At 39.9% G+C, this 21719-nt stretch carries 20 protein-coding genes; 12 read left to right on the forward strand and 8 right to left on the reverse strand.

Features of this window, described 5'->3' with window-relative positions:
• Positions 1 to 145: 145 nt before the first annotated feature.
• Positions 146 to 574 (reverse strand): glycine zipper domain-containing protein, encoded by a 429-nt coding sequence (locus FTU75_RS03460; RefSeq protein WP_078193959.1) that lies wholly within the window; start codon positions 572 to 574, stop codon positions 146 to 148.
• A 367-nt stretch (positions 575 to 941) separates the two neighbouring features.
• Between FTU75_RS03460 and prfA the strand changes: the two genes are divergently transcribed.
• Entirely contained in the window at positions 942 to 2030 is a 1089-nt protein-coding gene (gene prfA, locus FTU75_RS03465; protein ID WP_078193958.1) for a peptide chain release factor 1, read from the forward strand.
• Positions 2030 to 2848, forward strand: a complete 819-nt coding sequence (gene prmC / locus FTU75_RS03470) for a peptide chain release factor N(5)-glutamine methyltransferase (protein WP_180115137.1) — start codon at positions 2030 to 2032, stop codon at positions 2846 to 2848. Before prfA ends, prmC begins: the two co-directional genes overlap by 1 nt.
• Before the next feature lie 114 nt (positions 2849 to 2962).
• On the opposite strand, the gene FTU75_RS03475 is transcribed toward prmC, so the two are convergent.
• The 4 genes from FTU75_RS03475 to FTU75_RS03490 all read right to left on the reverse strand — a co-directional run bounded on the left by FTU75_RS03475 (position 2963) and on the right by FTU75_RS03490 (position 6667).
• Positions 2963 to 3793 carry an ABC transporter permease gene (locus FTU75_RS03475; RefSeq protein WP_180115138.1) on the reverse strand — a complete coding sequence of 277 codons (831 nt, stop codon included), beginning with the start codon at positions 3791 to 3793 and terminating at the stop codon, positions 2963 to 2965.
• 1 nt (position 3794) lies between these two features.
• The gene (locus FTU75_RS03480) at positions 3795 to 4721 is read right to left on the reverse strand and encodes an aliphatic sulfonate ABC transporter substrate-binding protein (RefSeq protein WP_180115169.1); all 927 of its coding nucleotides are present in this window, start codon (positions 4719 to 4721) and stop codon (positions 3795 to 3797) included.
• A 357-nt stretch (positions 4722 to 5078) separates the two neighbouring features.
• Positions 5079 to 5432: a hypothetical protein gene (locus FTU75_RS03485; RefSeq protein WP_111884287.1), complete on the reverse strand. Its 354-nt coding sequence runs from the start codon at positions 5430 to 5432 to the stop codon at positions 5079 to 5081.
• A 200-nt stretch (positions 5433 to 5632) separates the two neighbouring features.
• On the reverse strand, positions 5633 to 6667 hold the full coding sequence (locus FTU75_RS03490) for an AraC family transcriptional regulator (protein ID WP_180115139.1): 1035 nt from the start codon (positions 6665 to 6667) through the stop codon (positions 5633 to 5635).
• A gap of 141 nt (positions 6668 to 6808) precedes the next feature.
• On the opposite strand from FTU75_RS03490, the gene FTU75_RS03495 reads away from it, so the two are divergent.
• The 3 genes from FTU75_RS03495 (at position 6809) to FTU75_RS03505 (ending at position 10974) form a co-directional block, all read left to right on the forward strand.
• Positions 6809 to 7579, forward strand: a complete 771-nt coding sequence (locus FTU75_RS03495; protein ID WP_180115140.1) for a 3-hydroxyacyl-CoA dehydrogenase — start codon at positions 6809 to 6811, stop codon at positions 7577 to 7579.
• A gap of 317 nt (positions 7580 to 7896) precedes the next feature.
• Positions 7897 to 9033, forward strand: a complete 1137-nt coding sequence (locus FTU75_RS03500; protein ID WP_168377726.1) for an acyl-CoA dehydrogenase family protein — start codon at positions 7897 to 7899, stop codon at positions 9031 to 9033.
• Positions 9034 to 9330: 297 nt separating this feature from the next.
• A complete protein-coding gene (locus FTU75_RS03505) occupies positions 9331 to 10974 on the forward strand; it encodes an AMP-binding protein (protein WP_180115141.1) in 1644 nt (547 codons plus the stop codon).
• 162 nt (positions 10975 to 11136) lie between these two features.
• Here the strand turns inward: FTU75_RS03505 and FTU75_RS03510 are convergent, their stop codons facing one another.
• Positions 11137 to 11652, reverse strand: coding sequence for a pyridoxamine 5'-phosphate oxidase family protein (locus FTU75_RS03510; protein WP_180035261.1), 516 nt, complete (start codon positions 11650 to 11652; stop codon positions 11137 to 11139).
• Positions 11653 to 12314: 662 nt separating this feature from the next.
• Between FTU75_RS03510 and FTU75_RS03515 the strand changes: the two genes are divergently transcribed.
• From FTU75_RS03515 to FTU75_RS03540, 6 genes are all read left to right on the forward strand, one after another.
• Positions 12315 to 13043 (forward strand): HesA/MoeB/ThiF family protein, encoded by a 729-nt coding sequence (locus FTU75_RS03515; protein ID WP_180115170.1) that lies wholly within the window; start codon positions 12315 to 12317, stop codon positions 13041 to 13043.
• A 58-nt stretch (positions 13044 to 13101) separates the two neighbouring features.
• On the forward strand, positions 13102 to 14400 hold the full coding sequence (locus FTU75_RS03520; RefSeq protein ID WP_180040380.1) for an AarF/ABC1/UbiB kinase family protein: 1299 nt from the start codon (positions 13102 to 13104) through the stop codon (positions 14398 to 14400).
• 83 nt (positions 14401 to 14483) lie between these two features.
• Positions 14484 to 14864 carry a dihydroneopterin aldolase gene (gene folB, locus FTU75_RS03525; RefSeq protein WP_111884985.1) on the forward strand — a complete coding sequence of 127 codons (381 nt, stop codon included), beginning with the start codon at positions 14484 to 14486 and terminating at the stop codon, positions 14862 to 14864.
• Positions 14821 to 15270: a 2-amino-4-hydroxy-6-hydroxymethyldihydropteridine diphosphokinase gene (locus FTU75_RS03530; protein ID WP_180115142.1), complete on the forward strand. Its 450-nt coding sequence runs from the start codon at positions 14821 to 14823 to the stop codon at positions 15268 to 15270. Before folB ends, FTU75_RS03530 begins: the two co-directional genes overlap by 44 nt.
• Positions 15271 to 15505: 235 nt before the next feature.
• Positions 15506 to 16009: a DedA family protein gene (locus tag FTU75_RS03535; RefSeq protein WP_373685841.1), complete on the forward strand. Its 504-nt coding sequence runs from the start codon at positions 15506 to 15508 to the stop codon at positions 16007 to 16009.
• Between the two features lie 77 nt (positions 16010 to 16086).
• Positions 16087 to 16767: a hypothetical protein gene (locus tag FTU75_RS03540; RefSeq protein WP_180115143.1), complete on the forward strand. Its 681-nt coding sequence runs from the start codon at positions 16087 to 16089 to the stop codon at positions 16765 to 16767.
• A 69-nt stretch (positions 16768 to 16836) separates the two neighbouring features.
• Here the strand turns inward: FTU75_RS03540 and coq7 are convergent, their stop codons facing one another.
• Both coq7 and FTU75_RS03550 read right to left on the reverse strand, forming a co-directional pair.
• On the reverse strand, positions 16837 to 17472 hold the full coding sequence (coq7, locus tag FTU75_RS03545) for a 2-polyprenyl-3-methyl-6-methoxy-1,4-benzoquinone monooxygenase (protein WP_180023519.1): 636 nt from the start codon (positions 17470 to 17472) through the stop codon (positions 16837 to 16839).
• A gap of 3 nt (positions 17473 to 17475) precedes the next feature.
• Positions 17476 to 18795, reverse strand: coding sequence for an MFS transporter (locus FTU75_RS03550; RefSeq protein WP_180115144.1), 1320 nt, complete (start codon positions 18793 to 18795; stop codon positions 17476 to 17478).
• 177 nt (positions 18796 to 18972) lie between these two features.
• Between FTU75_RS03550 and FTU75_RS03555 the strand changes: the two genes are divergently transcribed.
• Positions 18973 to 21714, forward strand: coding sequence for an autotransporter assembly complex family protein (locus tag FTU75_RS03555; RefSeq protein ID WP_180115145.1), 2742 nt, complete (start codon positions 18973 to 18975; stop codon positions 21712 to 21714).
• Positions 21715 to 21719 lie beyond the last annotated feature (5 nt).

The raw sequence follows: 21719 nt of genomic DNA on the forward strand, positions 1-21719 counted from the left end.
TGACTTGGTTGGAGGGAAGGCAAATCTAAATATTTATCAGGAGCAATAAATAAAGTTGTATTTATCATTTGAAAAAAGGCGATACATAAAAAAAGCACCCGAAGGTGCTATTTTCACTATTCAATAAGGACTCACTAATTTTGAATTAGTGACGACGACGGTAACGTTTTTTGTATTTACGTTCTTGGTGTTTGTCGTAAGCTTTATCTTTAGAGATTTTATTACCTAGAGCAGCACCACCAGCAGCACCTAGTGCAGAGCCGATGTAACCACCGTTTGTACCGCCCATGCTTTTACCAACAGTATAACCTGTACCACCACCTAAAGCACCGCCGATAGCAGATTCTGTACGGTTGCGTTTATTACTTGCTACCGCAGCACCACCAGCACCACCAAGAGCGGCACCAATTGTAGCGCCGGTATTACCGCCCATGTTTTTACCAATTGCAGTACCTGCAACACTACCTAATGCACTAGCTGCAGCAACGCGTGTTGTACTATCTGCATTTGCAGACACAGTGAACATAGAAGCAGTTGCTAGAGTGGCTGTCATTAAAAGAGTATTCAGTTTCATAGTTCACTCCATGTCCTTCATAAACGCGAGGACTTTTCTTAATCATTTCGATGGCAGTAAATGTAACAAAACTATTCGCTATAAATATGGAGAGCTTTCTCTTTATTTGGTGATTTGAGTGTCTAGTTTGTATAAGTTTTATTAATATTGTGAAAAAAATGGTCGAATGCAGAAAATCTGTACGACTTTGTGGAGAAAGGTAGGAGTGATGAAGTTCACACTTTGATATTTAGGGTCATTGATAGGCCAGAAAACAATATATATGTCATTTCAGACCCATTATCGGTACACTAGCGCCATTATTTTGAATTTTGGCATATCCGTGAAAGTTTAGCGGTAGAGCCTGTGTATTGAGATTTTTTGAAAAATGAAAGAATCGTTACGTTTACGATTAGATCAGCTCTCTGACCGTCACGAAGAATTAAATGCATTACTCGCAGATGTAGAAGTCATTTCAGACAACAAACGTTTCCGTCAGTTGTCACGTGAGCATAGTGATTTATCTGAAATCACTGAAGTTTGGAAAAAATACCGTCAAGCTGAAGAAGATATTGAGACTGCTGAAGTAATGATGACGGATCCAGATTTTAAAGAGATGGCCGTTGAGGAAATCAAAGAAAATAAAGCTTTGATCGGTCAGCTTGAAGCAGACTTAAACATTCTGATGATTCCAAAAGATCCGAATGATGCGAACTCTGCTTATTTAGAAATCCGTGCCGGAACAGGTGGTGACGAAGCTGCAATTTTCTCGGGTGACTTGTATCGCATGTACAGTAAATATGCTGAATCACAAGGTTGGCGTATTGAAGTGTTGTCTGAAAATGACGGCGAACACGGCGGTTATAAAGAAGTGATTTGCCTCATCAATGGTGAAGGTGTATATGGTCGCTTAAAATTTGAAAGTGGCGCGCATCGTGTACAGCGTGTGCCTGCAACTGAGTCACAAGGTCGTGTTCATACTTCGGCATGTACTGTTGCGATTTTGCCGGAAGTTGATGTAGACACTAGTGTTGAAATTAATCCTTCAGAATTACGTATCGATACCTATCGTGCATCTGGTGCGGGTGGTCAGCACATTAACAAAACTGACTCTGCTGTGCGTATTACCCATATTCCAACGGGTACAGTTGTAGAATGTCAGGATGAACGTTCACAGCATAAAAACAAAGCCAAAGCGATGGCGCTGTTGGTTTCTCGTTTAGAAAATGCCAAACGTGCGGCGGCAGATGCCGCGACGTCTGAAATGCGTCGTGACTTGGTGGGTTCTGGTGACCGTTCTGAGCGTATTCGTACCTATAACTATCCACAAGGCCGTATGACTGATCATCGTATTAACCTAACACTGTATAAGTTGGATGCAGTGATGGAAGGTGATTTGACTGAATTGCTAGATAGTTTGCATCGTGAATATCAAGCCGATCAGTTGGCGTTATTAGCACAGCAGAATGGTGGCTAATGAATATTGCACAGGCTTTGGCCTATCGTGGGGAACCTGAAAGTTATGAACGTCAGGAAAATGCGTGGTTGTTAGAGCATATCACCAAGATTGATTCTTTTGATTTAATCATGAAAAAGGATCAAGAATTAACAGCTGAGCAAGAACAACTCTATGTTGAAAGTCTTGCACGTATTGCAGCAGGTGAGCCTTTGGCTTATGTCACAGGTTCTCAGCCATTTTGGACGCTAGACTTAAAAGTGACTAAAGATACTTTGGTGCCACGTCCTGATACGGAAGTACTTGTTGAAACTGTACTGCGTTTAGAACTTCCTGAAGATGCTCGTGTGGTCGATTTAGGAACAGGAACTGGTGCTGTAGCCTTGTCATTAGCCAGTGAACGTCCAGATTGGTCAATTGTGGCTTCGGATATTTATGAACCTACATTGGAAGTTGCTGAATTTAATGCCAAAAAGCATGATCTTGAACATGTGCAGTTTGTCTTAGGTTCTTGGTTGAAACCCTTTGGTCGTGCTTTCTTTGATGTAATTGTGTCAAATCCGCCGTATATCGATGCTGATGATGTACACATGAAGGATTTGGCGACAGAGCCTGAACGTGCTTTGGTTGCAGACAATCATGGGCTTGCAGATCTTGAGCAAATCATTCTTCAAGCCAAAAAACATTTAACCGTGAATGGTTGGGTGGTGCTCGAACATGGTTATGACCAAGGTGAAGCGGTCAGACATTTGTTCTTACAAGCTGGGTATCGAAATGTTCGGACTGTAAAAGATTATGGTGGCAATGACCGTGTCAGCTTAGGTCAGTGGCAACATTGATTTGGTATTAGAGAAATAGTCAAAAATAAAGCGCATTGAATGCGCTTTATTTTTTTGTTTTTCAATTCACATGTGAATATTTGCATGTGTGCATTTGCAAGTATGGAAAATACGTTACTTCACAACATCACGCCAACGCAATAGATATTGTTCTAGATATTTCATCAGGCTATCGGTGATTTTCCCTAAGAACGCCAATAGAATAATGGCAATAATTACGATATCTGGACGTGAGGTTTCACGACCATCACTGAGCAAATAGCCAATACCTTGCGTGGCTGCAATCAGCTCTGCTGCAATCATAAACATCCATGCCAAACTTAAACTATTGCGTAAGCCTGTAAGTATACCCGGCGATGCAGCAGGTAAAATAATCTCACGAATCTGCCTGAAATATTTCAAACGATAAACTTGTGCAACTTCAATGAGTTTTCGGTCTACACCTTGAATCGCTGCAACGGTATTGGTATAGGTCGGGAAAAAAGCACCTATGGCAATGAGGGTGATTTTTGAGGATTCATCAATACCTAACCATAAGAGCAGTAAGGGAATCCATGCCAAACTAGGGATAGATTTAATTGCTGAAAATGTAGGTTCCAAAAATGCTTCGGTTTGTTTGTTCAAACCGACTAAGAGTGCAAAAATCAGAGCAAGTCCGCTACCAATAAAAAAGCCTAAAAATACCCGCCAAGTACTGGTCCAGATATGCTGCCAAAGTTCACCTTCAGATAACGCTATAAATGACTGCCAAAGACTACTCGGAGCGGGGAGTAGATACGGTTCGATAACACCATTTTTGACCAAGATTTCACATAGCAGCAATAAAACCACAGGTAGAGCAAGACCTTTTAAAATCAAGATCAACTTGGGTTTTATGTGGTTTGATGAATCGGAAGCGGTCGAAACCGCTGTATCGATTTTGGGTTGAGTCACTGATGATGACATGTTATTTCACAACCTTTTTCGCATAACGTGCATCAAAAAGATGGTCAATGACTTGATTGACATTGGTACCTTTACGAACTAAATCTTCCTCAGTCAAAATCGTGCCAGATTTCTTTAAGGCCGCAATGTGTTTAGCTGTTGGGATATTTTGCTCAAAGTTGGTACGACTTAACTGGAGCTTGGCAACAGCCAATGGAAGCTTAGACTCACGTGCCAATAATTCGGCTAATTTATCTGGATTGGCTTTGGCCCATTGTCGTGCTTGTTCATAGGCTTTAATCACAGCTTCAACGGCTTCAGGACTTTGCTGGCTAAATTGTTGTTTGGTACTTAAAACACTATAGCTGTTAAAACCCACATTTCTATACAGCAAACGTGCGCCTGATTGTACCTGTGCAGATGCCATGAGTGGATCTAATCCCGCCCATGCATCGACTTGACCACGTTCTAAAGCTGTTTTTCCATCAGGATGTTGTAAATGTACCAATTGCACATCACGTTTATTGAGGCCGACTGTTTCCAACGACTGCAATGTAAACATGAATGGATCGGTTCCTTTGGTCGCTGCAATTTTTTTGCCTTTGAGGTCTTTCAGACTTTTAATCGGAGAGTTTTTTGCCACAAGCAATGCCGTCCATTCAGGCTGTGACTGTATATATACGGTTTTAATCGGACTGCCATTGGCACGACTCAAAACGGCTGCAAGTCCTGCTGTTGAGGCAAAATCCACACTGCCACTATTGAGATATTCGAGTGAGCGATTACTGCCTTGGCTAAAGACCCATTTAATTTGTGTCTTGGGTAAAGCTTTTTCTAAGAGTTTTTGTTCCTTCACCACTAAACTGGTCGGTGCATAGTAGGCATAATCCAGTTTGAGTGTCGAAGGAATAGCAGCAAAGATAGAGCTACTGAATAGGCTGAATGTCAGCGTAGAAAAAAATTAGTTTTGAGCTTTTAAATAGGGAAGTTATATCGTTCACAATCAAGTGTTGAATTATGAGCACATAGATACGACGGAAATATTTCAGAAACAAAACAGAATAAATGCTAAGAATAATAGAAATCGAGATAAGCGTATAAATCAAATATAGGTATTTGATTTAAAATACTTTATTGGATTTAATTATGATGAAATTTCGTTATATAAATTAATGTGTAAACTTGCATGAAAAATGCTTAGATATTTTAGTGTAAAGAATATTCAAAAATTATAGTGAATTACAGACTTAAAATAACTTTTCCAATAAAAAAGCAGCTTTCGCTGCTTTTTATATGTGATCAATACTTACATTGGGTAATCTTGTAAGCTATCGAAAACTTCAACTTGTTCTAAAGCTGCTGTTTCTACTGCAAGACAGTAAGCAATAATTTTTGCAGTTGCACTCACTAAATTTTCATCTTTTAGATTTGCACCCGCTTGAATTGCTTCAATGTCATCCGCTTGAATATCCAGCGCATGAGCAACTTCAACTGCATTTTCAGTGCTAAAAAATTGTGAGATTAAATTTTGCAAATCGATATCTGCGACAGTTTTAAGCTGTTCATGAAACAGGTCATCAATTGCGTCAATCTGAGTGAAAAGAGAATCTGAAAAGTTTTGAACAAGTTGTTGTTCAAGAACATCAATCATCTTAAGCATAGGAAAGCCTTTCAAGGAGATGCAGGAGAATTGGAAAATAAATAAGCAAAACGCTTTAAATTGAGTGAAAAATAACCTAATTAGACTAAAGTAGCAATCATTCAAGGATGAATGGTCAGTCTATTTATTGAATATTTTTAAGTTATTGATTTTCTATTAATTAGATGAATATTCAATTTATAAATAGCGAATATCAAATTCTAGGCCTTGAATTCAGGCGCATTATTTTGTCGATATGCACCAGGACTGACGCCTGTCCATTTTTTAAAAGCCCGATGGAAAGCACTCGGATCATGAAAATTTAGTTCTTCACTGATATCTTGTAAGCTTTTATCGGTATGGGTTAAAAAATCGATGGCGGTATCTCGTCGGATATCATTTTTGAGTTGTTGATAACTCACACCTTCACTTTTAAGACGGCGATGCATCGTGGCTTCCGACATATTCATTTTGACCGCCAACTCATAAAACTCTAACCATTCAGCAGGAGAAACGTCTAACAGTTGTTTACGAATTTGGCTGCTGAGCGCATACGGGTTTTTAAAGCGTACCAAAAGGTTTTCAGGTGTTTGTTGTAAGAATTGATACCACGAACGTGTGTCTTGTTTGATTGGTAGACTTAAATAACTGGCATCGAGCTGTATATAGTTTTGACTGGCTTGGTAATGAATATTTTCACAGAAGCGGACTTTATAGTCGTGATCATCAAGTGGTGCATCGCATTTAAATTGGATTTGGTTTAATAAAATCCGTTGACCACTTAGCCAGCACAGTAGCGTATGGATAAGCATTAAATATGTGGCATAGCTGAACATGCGTTTAGGCGCATGTTGGTCATAGATCACGATATAAGCAAAGTGATCTTCAATGATTAAATCACTATGCAAGTCATCTAAAACCAGATTTAAAAATTGTAGGATTTGCTTGAGTGCATCACCCAAGGTACTGTTATGCATGACCATTTTCGACAGTAGCTTAAAACTACCACGTCGCATGGCATGCCGATCCATGCCAAAAAATTCATCATCCATCACATCTGCAAGATGAGTCCATAAAGCCGCATATTGTGAAACGGAAACTCTGGTCTTACTTGATAGCAGTAACTCTGAGGGTATACCAGACTTTTGTAAAATAGAAGAAATATCAAAGTGCTTTTTTTGCGCATCGTGTAATGCTTCATGCACCAAGTCGATAGAAATCGTCCCTTTACTGTATTCGAGTCCATGCTTCGGCATATGTGCGGATAGGTCCTTGTTCAGAATTGTCCAAATACATCAGAAAAGATGCAACATTTGGAAATTGTACTGAATAAATTCTCTGTTTACTCTGCATCTTAAGTCGAATTTAAAACAAGATATCGTAAATAGGGAAATGCTATGGACATTAAAGGAAAAGTTTTTGTTGTGACAGGTGGTGCATCAGGACTAGGCGCTGCGACAGCAACACATCTGATTGGCTTGGGTGCCAAAGTGATTATTGTGGATATGAATCATGAGCATGGCGAAGCAATGCAACATCAACTGGGTGATCATGCTAAATTTGTTCAATTGGATGTTACCGATGAACAAGCGGTAGGCGCTTTCTTTGCACAAGTTGAAGCGGAATTTGGTCAACTTAATGGCTTAGTGAACTGCGCAGGTATCGCACCCTCTGCAAAAGTTTTAGGTCGTGACGGATTACATGATTTGGCGATGTTCCAAAAAGTATTAAATATTAATGTTTCAGGTACATTCAATATGCTGCGCTATGCGGCACAACTGATTGCTAAATATGAATTAAAAGCGGGTGAAGAAGAGCGTGGGGTGATTGTGAATACGGCGTCGGTTGCGGCTTTCGATGGTCAAATTGGTCAGTCGGCTTATGCAGCATCCAAAGGGGCAGTGGTTGCAATGACATTACCTCTTGCACGTGAGCTTGCACGTGAATCAATCCGTGTGATGACCATTGCTCCGGGCATTATGGAAACGCCGATGCTCAAAGGCTTAGCACAAAATGTACAAGATGCTTTGGGGCAAATGGTGCCATTCCCTCCACGTTTAGCAAAACCACAAGAGTTTGCAAAATTAGTGACGCATATTTTTGAAAATGCTTATCTCAATGGCGAAGTGATTCGTCTTGATGGCGCGATTCGTATGCAGCCTAAATAGTTATTTATTAAAACTGCTTATTCAGGCTTCTACGACGGAGTCATATCGAGAATAACTTCGTTGACAGTAGTTCATCTCGTTACTTTTGTTTCGGCAAAAGTAACCAAACTATTGTCATTTGCAAAACTCGTCATCAAATATTTATTGATTTACAGGTTACAGAAACATTAGAGATTAATGGCGTCTTGCCTCAGACAGTTGCAAATGACGTCGTCGTGTATCCAACTTTGCTTTATACAGCCAAAGTATTTTTAATTCCGCAGTTATCCAAAATTTAAAGCTATACGCGCTATAAAAGATTTAGAAAAGGAAGTCTCATGATTTTAAATGATGAACAAAAAATGGTTCAGGACATGATGCGAAGCTATTCGCAAGAAAAACTGAAACCAACGGCAGCTGAGCGTGACAAAACGGCAGCATTTCCTGAACAAGAACTTAAGGAACTGGGTGAGCTAGGTGCTTTAGGCATGACGGTTTCGGATGAATGGGGTGGTGCAGGTTTAGACTATGTGTCTTTGGTTGTTGCCTTAGAAGAAATTGCTGCTGGCGATGGTGCGATTTCGACGATTGTCAGCGTACAAAACTCACTGCCATGTGGCATTACGCAACGTTATGGTACAGAAGCACAAAAAGAAAAATACTTAAAAAAATTAGCCACTGGCGAATGGTTAGGTTGTTTTTGCCTAACAGAACCACAAGTGGGTTCAGATGCGAGTGCGTTGGAATGCAAAGCGGAGCGTGATGGTGATGAGTGGGTGTTAAATGGCACCAAGCAATTTATTACTACAGGAAAACATGCACAAGTAGCCTTGGTTTTTGCGGTAACGGATAAATCTGCAGGTAAAAAAGGGATTTCGTGCTTTTTAGTACCGACGGATGCACCGGGTTATATCGTATCGCGATTAGAAGACAAAATGGGTCAGCATTGTTCCGATACTGCAACGATTGTTTTAGATGACTGTCGTATTCCTGCGGATAGTCTTTTAGGCCAAGAGGGTGAAGGCTATAAAATTGCCTTATCAAACCTAGAGTCAGGTCGAATTGGTATTGCAGCGCAGTCTGTGGGTATGGCACGAGCAGCATTAGATGCAGCCGTTGAATATGCCAATGAACGCAAGGCATTTGGGGTGGAGATTGTTCAGCATCAGGCCGTGGCATTTCGCCTCGCGGATATGGCTACCCAAATTGAGGCAGCACGCCAGTTAATTTTCCATGCAGCAACGTTAAAAGATGCAGGTTTTCCATGCTTAAAAGAAGCCTCGATGGCTAAACTTTTTGCATCGACGATGGCTGAACGGGTGTGTTCAGATGCTATTCAAATCCATGGAGGCTACGGTTATGTATCTGATTTCCCAGTTGAACGTATTTATCGTGATGTACGTGTCAGCCAAATCTATGAAGGTGCATCGGACATTCAACGTCTGGTGATTGCACGTGAAGTCACCAAAGGATGATTGATTAAAAAATAGACTTTGGTCGATGTTCAAACCCTGCAATGGTATTGATGGTTATGGAAATTGCAGGGGATATCCAAACATGGTTATCTAGGTATAGACAGTCTAAGAATAGATTGTTTAACAAAGTAAATGTTTCAAAACTAAAAAACCGACATTGCAATCGGTGTATAGAAAAGCAGTAAAAGCGGATGTGGCAAAGGAATCGTCACTAGTACGCAGCGGTACAACAACAAGATCAATAAACCTCAAAGTCTTGCACTTTGAATCATAGAGAACAGGATAGGAATTGTCGTCATGAAGACACTAGAACAAGCATATCGTGATTTTAATTTTGAAAAAATGGTTGCAGAACAATTGGTCGGTACGCCAAGTTCAATCAATGCTTATGATGAATGTTGTGGGCGCTATGTTGGGCAAAATCGAACTGCGCTGATTTGGGAAGGCAAGAATGGTGAATCTGAGCAATGGACTTTTGAGCAATTAGATTTAGCTTCTGCACAATTGGCAAATTATTATCAACGCATTGGATTGAAAGCAGGTGATTGCATTGCAGGTCTATTACCCCGCACAGCAGAGTTATTGATCACCGTATTGGCAACATGGCGTATAGGGGCAATTTATCAACCGTTGTTTACGGCATTTGAATCCAAAGCGATTGAACATCGGGTGCAAACTGCGGGAACAAAGCTGATTGTAACCAACACTGAGCAACGCTCAAAACTCAATTATATTGATTTACCGCATATTTTAACTGTACATGCTGATCAAGCGATTCAGACAGATCCTGACTTTTGGTCAGAGCTGCAACTGCATGACACCACATTTAACTCAGTACCTCGTTCATTTGATGATGAATTTTTAATGATGTTTACCTCAGGAACGACCGGTTTAGCCAAGTCTGTACCTGTGCCGCACAAAGCGTTGTTGGCATTTAAAGGGTATATGACACATGCGGTTGATTTGCGTGATGAAGATTCATTTTGGAATTTGGCAGATCCGGGTTGGGCTTATGGTTTGTACTATGGAATTGCAGGGCCATTAAGTTTAGGACACAGCATTATTATGGATGAACGGGCTTTTAGTGTTGATCATGCACTTCAAGTCATCAAAAAATATAAAGTCAGTAATTTGACCGGTTCTCCAACGGCTTTTCGTATGTTCTTTGGCTTCAAAGAAAAATTTGACGCATCCATAAAATCACATTTACGGGTTGTGAGTAGTGCAGGAGAGCCACTAACGCCCGAAGTGATTCAATGGTTTAATCACGATTTAAACGTCAATATTTATGACCAATATGGGCAAACAGAACTCGGTATGGTGATTGCAAATCATCACGCTTTAGAACACTACAAAAAAGTGGGTTCAGCCGGTTTTGCTATACCGGGCCATCGTTTCGCGGTGCTTAATAAAGACTATCAAGAAATTGAACGCGGTGGCATTGGAACATTGGCATTAGATTGGTCGCAATCTCCACTCATGTGGTTTACAGGCTATGGTGGCAATAACCGTAAAGCCTTTGTCGGGAACTACTATTTAACCGGTGATACCGTTCGTTTAAACGAAGAAGGCGGCATTGATTTTGTTGGTCGTGCAGACGATGTCATTACAACGTCAGGCTATCGTGTAGGGCCTTTCGATGTGGAAAGCACATTATTAGAGTGTGAAGAGGTTTTAGAGTCGGCAGTTGTCGGTAAGCCTGATCCTGAGCGAACTGAATTGGTTAAAGCTTTTGTGGTATTGAAACCACAATATCAAGCAAGTTCAGAACTCATGGATAAACTACAAGCCTATGTACGATCTCGTTTATCCAAGCATGCTTATCCAAAAGAAATTGAATTTGTAGATGGGTTGCCTAAAACATCGAGTGGAAAAATCCAACGTAACTTGTTAAAGCAACAAGAAGTGGCCAAAGCGCAATTAATTCAAAAGGTCAGTTGAGTCAATTTATATACGCAAAAAAGGCTGCTTGATGCAGCCTTTTTTAAATTGATGTTTGAGCTGGTGAAACCATTCATTCGAGATCATATATGCACTTGACTAACTATGGGACAATCCAAATTAACCTAAAATTAAAGCATTAATTCGAATCAATAAAATCATTTATTCTAAGTTCAGGGTATTATGTTCAGTATCAAGTTCTTGAGTTTTACCCGTTAAATTGCCCTTCAAAACTTTGAATAAATGGGTGACTTTATTGTCTTTGACATTCCAGAATTCTGCACTAATAGCATTAGCTATCAAAACGCGAACAGTAGGATCAGTCTTGCCATCGAACCAGTTTTCAGCCCAAGGATTCCATAATTTATCGATTAGGGCCGCATCTGTACTGATTTCTCCATGAGCACTAATTGATACATAAATATCGTCTGAAGGTTTAGCGAATGCTAATCCAAGATGATTACGACCTGCATTGACTGCCTCTACAAGGTCATTGTTTTCTTTCATAAGAAAATAGATATTTTCATGCTCATTCATCTTATCAGAATTAAGCATGGTCATAGGTTGAGAATGAATTTCTTGCTTGTCAGTGACATGGCTAATCATGGTGAAACGCACGTCTTTAATGAGTTCCCATAATTTTTGTCGCTGATCTTGTTCAACGTATTCTTGTGACATTTTTATTCTCCACTTTTAAGTAATCACTTTGGGGTAAAGGGGTAAATATGACTGAGCACAAAGTATTTGAATAATGTGTGTTAGCTCATAAGTTTATCGAACATATTATGTCAGCAATTTAATTCTCACTGAATTCATACATATACCTACGGATTAAATCTCTTTGCATACATAAACGCTTAAAATGTCTTGAATTAAGTTTTATTTTTTGAGGCTAAGGTAGAAAAGAATCATTAAAATGAATTTAATGTAAGCAGCTCTAGTGCAACTAAATATGTTTAAAAATATAACTATATTTTTTATTTATTATTTTTAAAACATGTATACGCTATACCTCTATGATGTTTCTACATACTAAGGTGTCTGAGATACTGTATTTTAAATAGTGTAATTGAAGATACGCTAACTAAGAAAAATACCATGTCTACAGAGCATTTATTTTAACTTTAAGCTGTATATTGTCTTGCTCAAATAGCAGGGTGTTTTTACACTGTTTCGGGTTTGTACTCGAACAACATTTGATGGATATCGGTGTTTTTAATCTTTTGCCTGCGATATAAACTCGCCCATTTTTTATGCTTGACGAATTTTAATAAGGAAATACTTTGTCTACGTTTAAATCGAATGAATCAACATCTGAATTTGAATTAAGTGATGATGAAATGCATTTATACAGCCGTCAAATATTGCTTGATGGATGGGACATCGATGCACAAGAGAAGCTAAAACTTGCAAATGTACTCATCGTAGGGTGTGGTGGAATTGGGTGTATCACAGCCGAATTATTGGCACGTGCAGGCGTCGGACAAATTACTTTAATCGATGCAGATCGAATTGAAATCAGTAATTTGCAACGACAAATCGCGTATACCAAAAATGACGTAGGTTTTTATAAATCGGAAATTTTGGCTAAACGCTTACAAGCGATTAACCCTCATATCCGAGTGCAAAGCTATACCACAAAATTAGATGAAAGCAACGCAAAGGCATTGATTTCACAGCAAGATTTGGTTCTCGACGGTTGTGATAATTTCAGCACGCGTTATTTGGTCAATGTGAGCTGCGTAGAAAATAATGTGGCGCTGATTAGTGCTTCAGCGATTGGTTTCCAAGGGCAACTGTTTATGGTCGAAGGAAACGCGGCATGTTATGAATGTCTATTTCCAAAAGAACAACAAGCCAATGAAAGTTTGCGCTGTGCAGACTCGGGTGTGCTTGCAACCACACCAAATGTTATGGCAAGTTTGCAAGCTCATCATGCTTTGCTTTATTTGGGTTTAGGAAAGACAGTATTGAAACAAAAACTTTTGTTGTGGGATGGTCTGTCAATGAAACAAAAAATTCTCGCTTTTGAAATAGATCCCGATTGTCCAATCTGTCAGGCAAGATAAAGCAGCAAGCCCTTATTTTTTTGCTACACTCACGTTAATTATTTTTTTCTAAGACATTATGAAAAACAATATCTGGTTAGATGGAATTCGCTCGGTTGCCCGAATGGGTGAGACCGCAGTCGTTGCTGCAAAAGCCGGCTTTAAATATGCAACTGAAAAACCAAGTAACGCAAAACTCATGCGTGAAACTTTTGAATCACTGGGTTCAACCTATATTAAATTGGGTCAATTTATTGCAAGTACACCTTCTTTATTTCCACGTGAATATGTCGAAGAGTTCCAAGGCTGTTTAGATCAGACACCTTCATTGCCGTTTAGTTATGTGCAGCAGGTATTGGCTTCAGAATTTGCTGGTCGTAATTTAGATGAAATATTTGCTTCAATTGATGAAAAGCCTTTAGCTTCTGCATCGATTGCACAGGTGCATGCCGCTAAATTGGTCACTGGTGAAAATGTTGTTATTAAGGTGCAAAAACCGGGTGTCGAGACGATTCTCTATACAGATTTAAACGTCTTACATTGGGCTACTAAATTGGTTGAAAAAGCTGTACCCAAAGTTAAATTTGCCTCACTTGCAGATATTGTTGAAGAAATTAAAGTTCGCATGGTACGTGAGGTGGACTTTATTGAAGAAGCTCAAAATCTTGACGACTTTGTGAATTATCTGAATGTAACTCAAAACAAAGCCGCAACAGCACCAAAGGTTTATCACCAATATTCAACACGTCGAGTCTTAACGATGGAACGTTTATACGGCGTACCATTGACTGATTTTGATGTGGTCAAGAAAGTCGCTAAAGATCCATCGCAAGTTTTGGTAACAGCGATGAATACATGGTTTGGCAGCTTGATGTTATGTAATAGTTTCCATGCAGACTTACATGCAGGCAACCTGATGCTGCTTGAAGATGGTCGAGTTGGCTTCATCGATTTTGGTATCGTGGGCCAGTTGAAACCTGAAGTGTGGACAGCATGTATTGCGTTTATGGATGCCCTACAAAAAACTGACTACAACTTGATGGCTGAAAATATGCTGAAAATGGGCATGACGGCTGTCAAAATTGACACACAAGTCTTAGCTGCCGACTTAGAGCGCTTATTTAGCGGTGTGCTTTTGGCTGATCCACAGGAATTATTAACCTCAAATCCTGCCGATTTGAATGACATTATGATGGATATGGTACAAGTCGGAGAGCGTCATGGTATTCGCTTCCCACGTGACTTCGCTTTATTATTCAAACAAATGTTGTACTTCGATCGCTTTATGCGCATCCTTGCGCCGTATACTGATATTTATGCAGACCAGCGCATTCAAATGGTGCAGACTATGGACCCTAATTTATTGTTGAAGCAATAATTTAGCCGCAAGATATAAATAAAATCCTCTTGCTTAAACAGGAGGATTTTATTGATGTTTAAGATTTTATTTTGAGTGTAAGAATGGACGCAATTATCATTGAAGGTTTGAAAGTTGAGACTGTCGTCGGCTGTTTCAATTGGGAGCGTCAGATTATTCAGCCTTTGATGCTCGACCTCAATATTCAAACCAGTTTAGCGCAGGCGGCTCAGTCAGATGAGCTTGAAGATACCTTGAATTATGCTGAAATTTGCGAAATATCAGCCAAAGTCATTCAAACTGCTCAACCTAAATTGATCGAACATGCAGCAAAACTGGTGATTGATGCACTTTTTGCTACCTATGACAGCATTGAATCTATTATGATTACCATCCGGAAGCCTGCCATTATCGCGCAAGCCAATTCTGTAGGAATTCGTCTTGAACGCCACCGAAACGATTTTCGCCCTAGCTCTGGCGAGTAATTTCAATCCCAAACCGCATTTTCAACAGGCTTTACGTCAAATTCAGGCTTTGGGTCATGCTGAATTTTCCAAAATTTATGTGATTCCTTGTCGTGATGGCATTGGGGCGGATTATTGGAATGCAGCTTGTTTGGTGAAAAGCAGTTTATCTGTAGATGAAATCAGCACCTTACTGAAAAAAATGGAAGCAGACTCAGGTCGTGTTCGTCCGTCTCATAATATCGCTTTGGATCTGGATCTGATCGCGTGGGGCGAAAGCTTAGCGCACATGCAGTTTAATCCGAAAAAACTGCCTTTAGCACTCGATGTTAAAATACCAATGTTGGACATTTGGAAAAATGAGATGTTTGAACATCCAGCACATCAATTTCCTATGGTGAGTTGCCAAAAAGTTTTAGTGGATTGAGCGAATGAAACGAAATGTTTTCAATGCACATGAGTGATATTTCAAACTGACCTAAATACGCTAGATAAACAATAACAAAAATATTCAAATCTTGTCATGGTATGAGCTAGCGTATAGGCTGTCGCAGGATTACATTATCTTTTTAGTTTCAAAATAATGATATGAACTGGACGGATCTGATTCAGCACTATGGCTATATTGCGATTTTATTGGCACATTGTTTGAGGGGAAAACAGTGCTGCTGATTGGCGCCTATGCCGTACATCAACACATACTTCATTTTCCAATGTTGATTGCGGTGGCGATGTTAGGCAGTTTTATTGGCGATCAGTTTTATTATCAAATGGGCGCTCGCTATGGGCAAAAACTTATCCAGTCGAATGCAGAATTTGCACAAAAATTCGATCGTGCGAGCCAGTTTATTGAATGTTATCCTATTTTGACCATTTTATTTATGCGCTTTGCTTGGGGTTTTAGAACTATTTTACCTATTGCAGTCGGTGTGCGTGCTTATCCTGTTTGGAAATATGTGCTGATTAATTTGGTTGCCTGTTTTATTTGGGCGATGTTGGTCGCAACGATTGGCTTCCAAATCAGTCATTATTTACATCTATTTTGGGCGAAAATGCTGCCTTATCATCAAGATATTTACATCGTTATTGCCGTTATTTTATGTATCGTATTCTTCCGTGTGCTCTATACGGTGTTGAGGTGGTGGCGTAAGCATCATCAACATTGATAAAGTGCAAGTGTTTGATCTGATAAAGTCGTCAAAACATAATTAAAAGATTTAAAGGGATATTTAGTGAGAGCAATATGGGCTTAGGTTATGGTGCGGGTGCGGGAGGTTTCCTTATTATTTGCTTTGCGATTTTGGTGCTATTTATCGTCATTGCGATTTGGTTGAGTTGGAATAATTGGTATAAAAAGCAAAAAAATCGACCATATAAAGTAAATGCGGCACTTAAAATTGGTTTATCTGGCGTATTGTTTTTCCCTTTATTTGTTGCAGTAACGCTTGGATTGTTCGTGATTTCAGATCTAATTTCTGACTATGCAGAGTTGCAGCATCAAAAGAAAATTCATATACAGTTGCAGGAACCTTTAAACTTTGGAGAGGTTGTACTGCCTGAAGGCACGTGGATTAACCGATCATTTGAAACCAACTATTCTCTTGAACAGATGACTGATATTCGTCAAGGTCTGACTTCGGCTCGTTTTCCAGAGCTTATTCAAATAGCTGGATTTGATGTTATTGCATTTGAGCTGGATCGTCATTTATTGCTGGAATTGGCACATGATCATTCTGTTGTGATTAATAACCAAAAGGAAATTTGTCCGGCAGGATGGCTGCTTGAATTAGGTGGATCAGGTTATCCGTCCACTGAGCAACTTTATAGTTTGAATTTTGATTGGTTTACACCAAGTCGATGGCAGCCTATAAACTGTTTTGATGGCGAAGGAATTATTGTATTAGAGTCAAAACATTACTTATGAAAAAGCCTGCATCATTGCAGGCTTTTTGTTCACTATTTATAAAACTTAGCGACAATCATTAGAAAATCATTAAATGTAATAACTGGTTTTGGTCATCAGCTTTGAAATACCAGTCATGGCAATACGAACTGGAACAGGAAGGTCTACACCACCTGCATTGAGTGCTGTATCACGGTGATGCAGTTCATCTTCATTCATTTGCACTAAGATTTTACGTGAACGTTCGTCTTGTTCTGGAAGTTGGCGGATGTGATCTTCTAAATGCAGGCTCACTTGACGCTCAGTTTCAGCGACAAAACCTAGGCTGTATTTATCACCGGCAATACCTGCTAATGCACCCATCCCAAAAGAAAGGCCGTACCAAACAGGGTTGAGCAGACTGGTATGGCTGTCTAATTCTTTTAAGCGGTCTTCACACCATGCTAAATGGTCTTGTTCTTCAATCGCTGCTTGTTCCATTTCACGGCGTACATTCGGTAGTTTTGCTGTCAGTGCTTGCCCATGATAGAGCGCTTGTGCACATACTTCACCACTATGATTGACCCGCATTAAACCTGCAACATGACGCGCTTCACTCACTGCTAATTGTGTTTCTTCAATGTTAGCAGGGTTTTCTCGATGTGCGGCAGTCGCCCCAGGTACTAAACTACGTAAGGCTTGATCAAATGAGTGAATAAGTTTGTCGACACCTGTAAATTGACGCATGGATTAATCCTCCAGAGAGACTTGCGTAGTTTGAAGCAAAGGTTTGATTCGTTTTAACAGCCAAATACAGAAAATGGCGCTAAGTACAGCAGTCGTGCAGAAAAGTATTTTAATATCAATCTGTAATATGCTCAAAATAATAATACAGAATAAAGCAGAAGATACCATAAATACCGCATTTAAGATGTTATTAGCGGCAACGACTCGCGCACGATGTGAGCGAGGTGAATAAGCTTGCATCATCGCATAGAGCGGAACGATATAAAAACCACCACTGATTCCCAATAGCGTCACTGCAATCATGACATGGTAATAACTCCAACCTTGACTGAAAACTTCAGAAAGGGTGATTAATGGACCTGTATGTTCGGGTACAAAACTTAAGCTTGCAGCCAAATAAAGTGCAAAAACAGTTAAACCCACAGCACCAATCGGCACCATTTTAATATTGACCTGACTTCCACCAAGTCTGCGACATAGCAATGAGCCGACGCCAACACCCACAGAAAAGAAAGTGAGTAACAGACTCACAACATTTTCTGAAGCATGCAGGTATTGCTGGGTCATTTGAGGAATTTGAGTTAGATAAGCCGCACCATAAAACCAATACCATGAATTACCGAGTAAAATTGTGAAGACTAAAGGCAAGCTTTTAGCGTATTTGATGGTTTGATAACTTGTTCGAAAAAAATTCCAGTCGATCTTTAAATCTGGGGCAGTCACATTTTGCTTAAGGATAAAACGACTTGAGATATAACCCAAAATAGCAATGCTTAAGACTGTCAGGCTGATCCAAGTGAGATTGCCATTTGAAGATGCAATGACAGTTCCACCTAAAATCATACCGATCAAAATTGCCATGGATGTACCAGATTGGAATAAGGCATTTCCAGACATGAGTTCATTTGGCTTTAAAATTTCAGGCAAAATGGCATATTTGATTGGACCAAAGAAGGTGGAATGGATTCCCATCATAAAGAGTGCCAATAACAATAACCAAATATGTCCTGTAATGAAGCCCAAACTCCCAATCATCATGATGATAATTTCTAAAATTTTGATACCACGGATAAGTTGTGAACGTTCAAACCGATCTGCGATCTGTCCCGCTGTCGCTGAAAATATAAAGTAGGGTAAAATAAAAAGTAGTTGAGCTAGATTTGTAAGCGTACTTACTTGAAATGCTTGCTGTTGAATTAGTCCATAAGTGATAACGAGTAGTAAAGCCTGTTTATAGACATTGTCATTGAGCGCCCCAAAAAATTGGGTCAAAAACATAGGCAGGAAACGGCGTGTACCTAGCAGATGTTCGTTGTTATTCATAAGCGTCTTGCTACATTAAGTTTTATTAAGAAATGTGAGTGATTGGTAAAATCTCTAAAAAAATCATGTAATATGTTTTTGAGTTTGGGGATGGCGAAAAACCAATAGATATAAGATCTTTAGCTCTACATCTGATTGACTAAGTCCATTACATAATGAAATTTGTTAGAGTTTGCTATGCCTGCAAAAATCAAGTTTAAAAAAACAATGCTTCATCACAGTATGGCTCACTGCATACGACAGCATCATAGCAATAAAAGTCTATATATGAGCATCTTTTTGACCTTGTGTGCTCAGCATAGTTTCGCCCAAACTCCCGCAGAAACGGTTCCAACATCTACCGATACAAAAGCAGAGATTGTTGCTGAAATCAAGGATGAGGCTGTAAAGCAAGGGCTATCGACGCCTGAAGCAATTGAAAAAATTGAAAATATAAATGAACCAGAAGAATCTGTTGATAGCATGAAAATGCTGCAAGAACAGCAGCAAGCAGGAACTCAACTACAAGAATTTAAACCCATTGAGTTTGAAGATTTAGAAAACTTACCCGTGACACCTGTTGATCAAAACATGGCGAATGAAATCTTCCAAGTTGCTGAAGAAGCCAAACGTCAAGCGCAGGAGTACCGTGCAACACAGCAAACAGAAGTTGCTGTTGCAGATATTACCCAAAAAGAGTTAACGGAAATTAACCAAGCGCCAGTCAATATTGATCAGCTCATGGGTGAAATTCGTTCGGATAATGAAATTACCGCGACACGAAATGAAAATGCCAATACTCTGCAAGAGCTGCATAACCCAACAGTTGAGGATGATGCAGAGCCGGGTATTTTCAAGCGCTTATTATATAAAGTACGTCCGCCACGTCAGATGAACACGGCAAAAGTGCCACGAATTAGTGCGGATGTTGAAATTACATCAGCACATAATACCAGTCAAACGTCGAGTAAAGCCTACGGTGCGGCACTGGAAGATCTCAAAGCCAATATTAAAGGCAAGCTTTCAAGTTTTACCCAAGAATCCTTTAGCGATTTTTCATCGGCTTTACCTCAATTACGTAGCTTGTCCAATCAAGCCGCACAAGCTGTGGGTTTCTATCAGTCAGAATTCAAGTTTGAAAAAGTGTCTGATAGTAAAGTTCGTGTATTGGTTACACCAAATACGCCTGTGCAAATTGAAAAACAGAATGTTGAATTTTCTGGGGCTGGGGCGAACCAAGCTCAGTTTCAGGTGATTGGTGTATTACCAGATCAGGAAGAAGGTGACATTCTTAATCATGGTGAATACGAAACCACGAAAAGCCGAATCAATGATGCAGCAACTAATAACGGTTATTTCGACTCGTACTGGCGTTTGCACGATGTAAGAGTGGCTCAACCACAAAATACAGCCGATATAAATTTGCGATTTGAAACGGGTGAGCGTTATAAGCTTGGCGAAGTCGAATTTCGAATGAGTGATCCTAATGCAGAATTTCCATTGGATCGCGATATTTTAGAAAGTTTGGTGACGTGGAAAGACGGTGCTGATTATACTTTCTGGCGTGTAAATGGTTTAGCCAATAACCTGACCAACTCTCGCTATTTTAACTACACCTTAGTTGATGCGATTCGTCCAGACCCAATTGAAAAGCCGCTTGAACTGCCACCAGATATTCAGACCTTGGTCGATCAAAATCAGTTGTCTGAAAGTTCACAAGTGGTGAAAGACAAAACGGAAGTGATGTCGAATAAGGAAGTCACGCAAAAAGTGGTTGATGAAGACCAATTTGCGGGGGTGAATGATGCAGAGCAATCCTCTAAATTACGCAGTTTGCAAGATACGCAAGATGCTAAACAAGCAGAACAAGAACGTTTAAAAGCGCAAGCACGTGAAGATAAAAAAGTCCCTGTGATCGTGACACTAAATGCAGATAAGTTGAATAGTGCAGAAATTGGTGCTGGTTTTGGTACCGACACCGGTACACGTGTTCGTGGCCAGTATCGTCGTGCCATTGTAAACAAACGTGGTCATTCTTTTGACGCCAACATGGAAGTATCCAAAATCCGTCAATCGATTGATGGTCGCTATAACATTCCATATAACCATCCATTAAATGACTATGTCAGCTTAGTCGGTGGTTATGAACGTGAAGAACGTGACGATGTCGGTCAAGGTGTTAATCTTTCCATTGAATCTGCTGTAGCGGGTGTGGACCGGATTATTAAAAACCCCCGTGGTAGTTGGCAGCATACCTTTGGTTTACGTTATCGTTTGGACCGTATTACTGATGACGGACTTAATCCTAGTGATGATATTCCAGATGCGTTCTTAGTGAATACCAATAATGAACAGCAGTCCTTGATGTTTGGCTATGAAATTTCTCGAACCGACTCAGATAAACGTGTGAATCCAAGTAAAGGGATAAAGCAAACCTATAAAGTTGAAGTCGGAAGTGAAAGCTTACTTTCGGATGTTGATATGGCGATCTTGAATGCGGGCTGGCGCTTTATTTATTCATTGGGTGAAAATGATAATCACCAGTTCGTGGGGCGCAGTGATGTAGGTTATATTCTGACAGAGAACTTTGATAAAGTTCCTTATAACTTACGCTACTTTACCGGTGGTGACCAAACCATTCGTGGCTTTGACTATAAGAGTTTAGCTGCCGAAGAAAATGGCTATAAAATTGGTGGTCAAGTCTTGGCAACGGGTTCATTAGAATATAACTACCAATTTAAAGAAGGCTGGCGTGCTGCGGTCTTTAGTGACTTTGGTAATGCGTACGATAAAGACTTCAATACACCGACTGCATATAGCGCAGGTGTGGGGATACGTTGGGCTTCTCCAATTGGCCCAATTCGTTTAGATGTCGCTACCGGACTTTCTGACGACAGCAAACCAATTCGTTTACATTTCTTTATTGGTTCACAATTATAATTTTT

It is taken from the genome of Acinetobacter sp. YH12140 (assembly GCF_013418475.1).
Classification (GTDB): Bacteria; Pseudomonadota; Gammaproteobacteria; order Pseudomonadales; family Moraxellaceae; genus Acinetobacter; species Acinetobacter amyesii.

What these genes read in the sequence shown, in the direction of transcription:
- FTU75_RS03460 (WP_078193959.1), bottom strand. Translation starts at nt 574, where the DNA reads ATGAAACTGAATACTCTTTTAATGACAGCCACTCTAGCAACTGCTTCT.
- prfA (WP_078193958.1), top strand. Translation starts at nt 942, where the DNA reads ATGAAAGAATCGTTACGTTTACGATTAGATCAGCTCTCTGACCGTCAC.
- prmC (WP_180115137.1), top strand. Translation starts at nt 2,030, where the DNA reads ATGAATATTGCACAGGCTTTGGCCTATCGTGGGGAACCTGAAAGTTAT.
- FTU75_RS03475 (WP_180115138.1), bottom strand. Translation starts at nt 3,793, where the DNA reads ATGTCATCATCAGTGACTCAACCCAAAATCGATACAGCGGTTTCGACC.
- FTU75_RS03485 (WP_111884287.1), bottom strand. Translation starts at nt 5,432, where the DNA reads ATGCTTAAGATGATTGATGTTCTTGAACAACAACTTGTTCAAAACTTT.
- FTU75_RS03490 (WP_180115139.1), bottom strand. Translation starts at nt 6,667, where the DNA reads ATGCCGAAGCATGGACTCGAATACAGTAAAGGGACGATTTCTATCGAC.
- FTU75_RS03495 (WP_180115140.1), top strand. Translation starts at nt 6,809, where the DNA reads ATGGACATTAAAGGAAAAGTTTTTGTTGTGACAGGTGGTGCATCAGGA.
- FTU75_RS03500 (WP_168377726.1), top strand. Translation starts at nt 7,897, where the DNA reads ATGATTTTAAATGATGAACAAAAAATGGTTCAGGACATGATGCGAAGC.
- FTU75_RS03505 (WP_180115141.1), top strand. Translation starts at nt 9,331, where the DNA reads ATGAAGACACTAGAACAAGCATATCGTGATTTTAATTTTGAAAAAATG.
- FTU75_RS03510 (WP_180035261.1), bottom strand. Translation starts at nt 11,652, where the DNA reads ATGTCACAAGAATACGTTGAACAAGATCAGCGACAAAAATTATGGGAA.
- FTU75_RS03515 (WP_180115170.1), top strand. Translation starts at nt 12,315, where the DNA reads ATGCATTTATACAGCCGTCAAATATTGCTTGATGGATGGGACATCGAT.
- FTU75_RS03520 (WP_180040380.1), top strand. Translation starts at nt 13,102, where the DNA reads ATGAAAAACAATATCTGGTTAGATGGAATTCGCTCGGTTGCCCGAATG.
- folB (WP_111884985.1), top strand. Translation starts at nt 14,484, where the DNA reads ATGGACGCAATTATCATTGAAGGTTTGAAAGTTGAGACTGTCGTCGGC.
- FTU75_RS03540 (WP_180115143.1), top strand. Translation starts at nt 16,087, where the DNA reads ATGGGCTTAGGTTATGGTGCGGGTGCGGGAGGTTTCCTTATTATTTGC.
- coq7 (WP_180023519.1), bottom strand. Translation starts at nt 17,472, where the DNA reads ATGCGTCAATTTACAGGTGTCGACAAACTTATTCACTCATTTGATCAA.
- FTU75_RS03550 (WP_180115144.1), bottom strand. Translation starts at nt 18,795, where the DNA reads ATGAATAACAACGAACATCTGCTAGGTACACGCCGTTTCCTGCCTATG.
- FTU75_RS03555 (WP_180115145.1), top strand. Translation starts at nt 18,973, where the DNA reads ATGCCTGCAAAAATCAAGTTTAAAAAAACAATGCTTCATCACAGTATG.